This is a genomic window from Streptomyces nanshensis, from assembly GCF_001751255.1.
GTDB classification, from domain to species: domain Bacteria; phylum Actinomycetota; class Actinomycetes; order Streptomycetales; family Streptomycetaceae; genus Streptomyces; species Streptomyces nanshensis_A.
On sequence record NZ_LJGW01000032.1, the window covers coordinates 1 to 5,820 of the forward strand.

Here is a 5,820-nt window from a genome sequence, read left to right on the forward strand (position 1 = left end):
CGAAGTAGCGGATATCGCGGCGCATTTCGAGGCGGCGGGTCATCGCACGCGGAGGCTGCGGGTCTCGCATGCGTTCCATTCGCCGTTGATGGAGCCGATGCTGGAGGATTTCCGCACGGCGATCCGGGACCTGACCTTCGAGGCGCCGGGTATTCCGGTGGTGTCGAATCTGACGGGCCGGGTGGCGGACGTTGCGGAGATTGCTTCGCCTGAGTACTGGGTGCGGCACGTTCGCGAGGCGGTACGTTTCGGCGACAGTATCGAATGGCTTGCCGGCCAGGACGTATCTGTGTTTGTGGAGTTGGGTCCGGACGGTGTGCTCTCGGCGATGGCCGCTGCGGTCGCCCCCGACGCCACCTCGGTTCCCTTCTTGCGTAAGGACCGGGACGAGGAGTCGGCTGTGCTGACGGCTGCGGCTCGGCTGCTCGTTGACGGGTGCGGTGTTGACTTCGCTCGCGTCTTCGACGGTACGGGTGCCCGGCGGATCGACCTGCCGACGTACGCGTTCCAGCACCAGCGTTTCTGGCCGACCGCCACCACACGTACAGGTGACGCTTCCGGACTTGGGCTCCGTGCCGCCGAGCACTCGCTGCTGGGTGCGGCCGTGGAGGTGGCGGGTTCGGACTCGGTTCTGTTCACGAGCCGGCTGTCGTTGTCTTCACATCCGTGGCTTGCGGATCACGGCGTTCGGGGGCAGGTGCTCTTCCCCGGTACGGGGTTTGTGGAGTTGGCGGTGCGGGCCGGGGATGAGGTGGGCTGCGACCGGATCGATGAGTTGACGCTGGCCGCGCCGCTGGTCGTTCCTGAGCAGGGCGCCGTGCAGCTTCAGGTGTCGGTGGGAGCTGCGGACGACGACGGCCGCCGTACCGTCTCGGTACACGCACGGCCCGACGGCATCGACGACGCCCCCTGGGTGGAGCACGCCGAGGGCGTGCTGTCCTCCGGCGAAGTCACCGCCGGGTTCGACGCATCGGTATGGCCTCCGAAGGGCGCCGTTCCGATGGACGTGGAGGGCTGCTACGAGCGCTTCCCTGAGCTCGGCTTCGACTACGGCCCGGTCTTCGCTGGACTGACTGCCGCCTGGCAGGGCGATGACGGTGAGGTCTTCGCCGAGGCGGCGTTGCCGGAGGGGACCTCCGTCGACGGCTTCGGCCTGCATCCGGCCCTGCTCGACGCCGGCCTGCACGCCGCAGGACTCGCCGGCGCGGCAGTCGTCGGCCGCGAGGGGCTGCCCTTTTCCTGGCAGGGCGTCTCGCTGCACGCCACGGGCGCCCGCTCGATCCGAGTCCGGCTGGCCAGGGCAGCCGAGGACGCCATGAGCGTTGCGGTCACCGACACCGAAGGTGCGCCCGTCGTCACTGTCGAGTCCCTGCTGATGCGGCCCGTGCCCGCTGCCGAACAACTCGACACCGCCCAGGGGCCGAGCGAAGCGCTGTATGTCCTCGACTGGGCACCCGTGTCGGCGTCCGGCATTTCAACGGCCGTATCGACACCCGTAGTTGTCGGCCCCGACGCTCTGGGAATCGCCGACCACATCGGTGCGGGGGAGACGTACCCGGATCTCGCCTCGGTCTCCGCGGACGAGGACACGCGGGCCCCCGCCATTGTTCTGGCGCCCGTGACGGGAGACCCAGGCTCGGGGGCGGCTGGGTCGGCGCATGTGTTGAGCGTTCATGTGCTGGGTCTGGTGCAGGAGTGGTTGTCTGAGGAGCGGTTCGCGGGTTCGCGTCTGGTGTTCGTGACGCGTGGTGCGGTGTCGGGTGTGGATCCGGCGGCGGCTGCGGTGTGGGGTCTGGTGCGTTCGGCGCAGTCGGAGCATCCGGGCCGGTTCGGGCTCTTGGACGTGGACGGTGCGGAGGCGTCGCTTGCGGTGGTGCCGTCCGCGTTGGCGGTCGATGAGCCTCAACTGGCTGTGCGTGCGGGGGAGGTGTGTGTCCCGCGTCTGGGGCGGGCCACGTCCGCTGAGGGTGTCGGGGTCTCGTGGGCCGGGGTTGAGGGCTCGGTGTTGGTCACTGGTGGTACGGGTGGTCTGGGTGCGCTGGTGGCGCGGCATCTGGTCTCGGAGCATGGTGTGCGGGATCTGTTGCTGGTCTCCCGCCGTGGCCGTGATGCCGAGGGTGCGGATGAACTGGTAGCCGAACTCACCGAGTTGGGGGCGCAAGCCGGGGTTGCGGCGTGTGATGTGGCGGACCGGGAGGCGCTGTCGGACCTCCTCGCGCAACGCTCGATCGGTGCGGTGGTGCATGCAGCGGGTGTCCTTGATGACGGTGTCGTGGAGTCGCTGACGCCGGAGCGTGTCGATGCTGTGTTCCGTCCGAAGGTGGACGCGGCGTGGAATCTGCATGAACTGACCCGTGACCGCGACCTGTCGGCGTTCGTGCTGTTCGCTTCCGCGGCCGGGGTCTTCGGAACGCCCGGCCAGGGCAACTACGCTGCGGCGAACGCCTTCCTGGACGCGCTCGCGCTGCACCGCCGCGAACTCGGCCTTTCCGCCGCTTCGTTGGCGTGGGGCGCCTGGGCAGAGGGCACGGGCATGACCGGCGACCTCACCGAGACCGACAGGCGGCGCATAGCCCGTACGGGCGTGGCACCCCTGACAGCCACTCAGGGCCTGGCACTCTTCGACGCCGCGCTCTCCGGCGACGACGCGGCCGTACTGCCGCTGCGCCTCGACCTGTCCGCCGCACGTGCACAGAGCGAGACGCCGCCACTGCTCAAGGGGCTCATCCGCACACCGGCACGAGCCCGCCGAGCCGCGGTCTCCACCACCGGCGCGCAGAGCGGACTCGCCGAACGCCTCGCCGGACTGGGCCACTTCGAGCGTACGGAGAAGATCACCGACGTGGTGCGCGGCGAGGTCGCCGCCGTACTCGGACACGCGAACCCGGAATCCGTGGACGTCACCCGCCCCTTCCAGGGCCTCGGCTTCGACTCCCTCACGGCCGTCGAACTCCGCAACAGGCTGACCGCCGCGACCGGACTGCGACTTCCCGCGACGCTCGTCTTCGACTACCCGACGGTGACGGTGCTCGCCGAGCACGTACGGGACGAACTCTTCGGCGTCGACGGCGACTCGGTCCTTCCCGCCCTCGCGTCCCCCGGCACCCTGCCCGCTCTGGCAGACGACCCGGTCGTGATCGTCGGAACAGCATGCCGTTACCCCGGGGGCATCGCCTCGCCCGAGGATCTGTGGCGCCTCGTGCTCGAAGGCGGCGACGCCATCTCCGGCTTCCCCACGAACCGCGACTGGGACCTGGAGAACCTGCACCACCAAGACCCGGACGAGCCCGGGAAGACGCACGTCCTCCGCGGCGGATTCCTGCACGACGCCGACCAGTTCGACCCCGGCTTCTTCGGAATGTCCCCACGCGAGGCCCTGGCCACCGACGTCCAGCAGCGGCTGCTTCTGGAGACCTCCTGGCACGCCTTCGAACGCACCGGCATCGACCCCATGACGCTCCGCGGCAGCCGCACCGGCGTCTTCGCCGGCGTCATGTCCAACGACTACAGCACCCTCATCAGTGACGAGACCTTCGAGGGCTATCAGGGGACGGGCACGGCACAGAGCGTCCTGTCAGGGCGCGTCGCCTACGCGCTCGGCCTCGAAGGACCCGCGGTGACCGTCGACACAGCCTGCTCCTCCTCCCTTGTCTCGATGCACCTCGCCGCCCAGGCCCTCCGCAGCGGCGAGTGCGACCTGGCACTCGCCGGCGGCGTCACCGTGATGTCCACGCCCGGCTCCTTCGTCGCCTTCTCCCGGCAGCGCGGCCTGGCCGCCGACGGCCGGTGCAAGTCCTTCTCGGACTCCGCTGATGGCGTGGGCTGGTCCGAGGGTGTCGGTCTGGTGGTGTTGGAGCGGTTGTCGGATGCCCGGCGTAGGGGTCACAACATCCTTGCGGTGCTGCGGGGTTCGGCGGTGAATCAGGACGGTGCGTCGAACGGTTTGACGGCGCCGAACGGTCCGTCGCAGCAGCGGGTGATCCGTCAGGCGTTGGCGAGTGCGGGGCTCTCCGTCGGTGATGTCGACGTGGTGGAAGCGCACGGTACGGGCACGTCGTTGGGTGATCCGATCGAGGCGCAGGCGTTGTTGGCGACGTACGGGCAAGAGCGCGAACGGCCGCTGCTTCTGGGCTCGGTGAAGTCGAATCTGGGGCATACGCAGGCTGCTGCGGGTGTCGCGGGTGTGATCAAGATGGTGGAGGCATTGCGGCACGGTGAGTTGCCGCGCACCCTGCACGTGGACGCTCCGTCCTCGCATGTGGACTGGGACGCGGGCGCGGTCGAGCTGCTGGCCGAGCAGACGCCGTGGCCGGAGAGCGAGCGTGTGCGTCGGGCTGCGGTGTCCTCGTTCGGCGTGAGCGGTACGAACGCCCACCTCATCCTCGAACAGCCGGAGGAGACCGGAGAAGCGGAGACCTCGTCGGCCTCCGGCGTGGAAGCGGACGAAGTGGCGGACGCGGCGCTCCGCGGTCCTGTCCCGGTCCTGGTCTCCGCCAAGTCTGCAACCGCTCTCGACGAACAAGTGGACGAGTTCCGCGCTTGCGCCCAAGAGCTGCATCCGGCGGATGTGGGTTTTTCGTCGGTGACCACGCGGTCGGTGTTCGAGCATCGTGCGGTGTTGCTGGCGTCGGACGAGGGCATTGTCGAGGCTGCGCGGGGTGTGGCTTCTGCGGATCCGGGTGGTCTGGCGGTGGTCTTCTCGGGCCAGGGGTCTCAACGTCTCGGTATGGGCCGGGAGTTGTACGAGCGTTTCCCCGTCTTCGCCGAGGCTTTCGATGCGGTGCTGGCTCACCTGGACCCGCAGGTGCGGGAGGTCATGTGGGGCGAGGATGAGGGGCTGCTGAACCGTACGGGGTGGGCGCAGCCTGCTCTGTTCGCGATAGAGGTCGCGCTGTTCCGGCTCGCTTCCTCGTGGGGCATCGAACCCGACTATCTGGCGGGCCATTCGATCGGTGAGATCGCGGCCGCACACGTGGCCGGAGTCTTCTCCCTGGAGGATGCCTGCCGGCTGGTGTCGGCGCGGGCTGCGTTGATGGATGCCCTGCCGGAGGGTGGGGCGATGGTCGCTGTGGAGGCGGCCGAGGCCGAGGTCGTTCCGTTGCTGACGGAGGGTGTGTCGCTGGCGGCGGTCAACGGACCGTCCTCGGTGGTGGTCGCCGGCGTGGAGAGCGAAGTAGCGGATATCGCGGCGCACTTCGAGGCGGCTGGTCATCGCACGCGCAGGCTGCGCGTCTCGCATGCGTTCCACTCCCCGTTGATGGAGCCGATGCTGGAGGACTTCCGCACGGCGGTCCAGGACCTGACCTTCGAGGCGCCCAGCATCCCGGTGGCGGCGTGGGGCGATGTGTCGACCCCCGAGTACTGGGTGGAGCACCTCCGGGAGACGGTGCGTTTCGGCGACAGCGTCGAATGGCTCGCTCAGCAAGACGTGTCGGCGTTTGTGGAGTTGGGTCCGGACAGTGTGCTCTCGGCGATGGCCGCCGCGATCACCCCCGATGCCACGACCGTGCCTCTCCTGCGCAGGGACCGTGGAGAAGAAGTCGCGGCGTTGACTGCTGCGGCCCAACTGCATGTCGCCGGTCATGAGGTGGCCTGGAGCCGGCTGTTCGACGGGACGGGTGCCCGGCGGGTGGATCTGCCGACGTACGCGTTCCAGCACCAGCGTTTCTGGCCGACCGCCACCACACGCACAGGTGGCGCTTCCGGACTCGGGCTCCGTGCCGCCGAGCACCCCCTCCTGGGCGCGGCCGTGCACGTAGCGGGTTCGGACACGGTTCTGTTCACGAGTCGGTTGTCGTTGTCTTCGCATCCGTGGCTTGC

Annotated in this window: 1 protein-coding gene; it reads left to right on the forward strand. The window is 69.1% G+C overall.

Annotated elements, in window-relative coordinates; all coding sequences use genetic code 11:
* Positions 1-5,820: type I polyketide synthase (locus AN218_RS01305; protein ID WP_141747392.1), on the forward strand; the 5,820-nt coding region annotated here is incomplete at both ends.